1 rRNA gene is annotated in these 701 nt (G+C 48.5%); it reads left to right on the forward strand.

Annotation, left to right across the window (positions count from 1 at the left end):
* Nucleotides 1-164: 164 nt before the first annotated feature.
* Nucleotides 165-701, forward strand: a 23S ribosomal RNA gene (locus IAE38_RS23670); the annotation flags it as partial.

The following is a 701-nucleotide window of genomic DNA, read 5'->3' on the forward strand; positions in this document are numbered from 1 at the left end:
CGTTCTTTAAAAATTCGGATATGTGATAGATATAGACTGACACGCACTTTCACTGGTGTGTGATCAGGCTAAGGTAAAATTTGTGAGTTCTGCGCGAAAGCGCAACATGCGAATTTTCGGCGAATGTCGTCTTCACAGTATAACCAGATTGCTTGGGGTTATATGGTCAAGTGAAGAAGCGCATACGGTGGATGCCTTGGCAGTCAGAGGCGATGAAAGACGTGGTAGCCTGCGAAAAGCTTTGGGGAGTCGGCAAACAGACTGTGATCCAGAGATCTCTGAATGGGGGAACCCAGCCAGCACAAGCTGGTTATCTTGTACTGAATACATAGGTGCAAGAGGCGAACCAGGGGAACTGAAACATCTAAGTACCCTGAGGAAAAGAAATCAACCGAGATTCCCTTAGTAGTGGCGAGCGAACGGGGACCAGCCCTTAAGTTGGTTTGAGATTAGTGGAACGCTCTGGAAAGTGCGGCCATAGTGGGTGATAGCCCCGTACACGAAAATCTCTTGTCAATGAAATCGAGTAGGACGGAGCACGAGAAACTTTGTCTGAATATGGGGGGACCATCCTCCAAGGCTAAATACTACTGACTGACCGATAGTGAACCAGTACCGTGAGGGAAAGGCGAAAAGAACCCCGGAGAGGGGAGTGAAATAGAACCTGAAACCGTATGCGTACAAGCAGTGGGAGCCTACTT

Origin of the sequence: Pseudomonas sp. S32, assembly GCF_016648095.1 — a bacterium.
GTDB classification, from domain to species: Bacteria; Pseudomonadota; Gammaproteobacteria; order Pseudomonadales; family Pseudomonadaceae; genus Aquipseudomonas; species Aquipseudomonas parafulva.